Origin of the sequence: Streptomyces aureocirculatus (assembly GCF_000720475.1) — a bacterium.
GTDB lineage: Bacteria > Actinomycetota > Actinomycetes > Streptomycetales > Streptomycetaceae > Streptomyces > Streptomyces aureocirculatus.
In genome coordinates this window covers 1-528 of sequence record NZ_JOAP01000151.1, presented here as the reverse complement: position 1 = coordinate 528, position 528 = coordinate 1, and the positions used below count along the sequence as shown (strand labels likewise).

1 protein-coding gene is annotated in these 528 nt (G+C 65.2%); it reads right to left on the bottom strand.

The window, feature by feature from the left end; genetic code table 11:
• Window positions 1-98: 98 nt before the first annotated feature.
• On the bottom strand, window positions 99-528 hold a 430-nt coding region (locus IG78_RS0141150), incomplete at its 5' end, for a transposase (RefSeq protein ID WP_169749756.1).

The window sequence follows — 528 nt, the reverse complement described above, 5'->3', positions numbered from 1 at the left end:
ACGACACCCGCGACCGCCACCCCTGCTTCACCCCTCTTCGCTGCCTGCTGTCGGCGTACACCTGAACGTGGCTCTGGCAAGATTTTCGTAGCCGGAGATTATCTCGGTGACACGGTCGGCCGGTCCGTATGGCGTCGGCGGAGGTGGGCGATCAGGACGACACGGTGGCGGAGAAGAGAGACGTCGGCTCGTCCGGCCATGAGGCGTTTCTGCAGCTTGACGTCGGTGATGCGCCCTTCGTTGATCCCTGAGTTGTAAGAGGTCGTGATTCCCTGGGCAACGGCATGTCGGTCTTCGTGCAGGGCTCCGGCAAGGCTGGCGAGTGGTGCCAGTGCGCTGTTTGCGAGGTCGCTCAACCAGCCCGGCAAGGATGCCGTGTCGCGGTTGTCGACCATGATGGCGAAGCGGCGGACCAGGTCGTGGGTGAGTTTGAGTTGGGGGCAGTGTTCGAGGAGCCGGGGCAGGCGCTCGTTGATGTGCGGGCTGCGGCGGTGCGGGTGGGTGGTGATCCAGCGGGCCGCTTCGCGA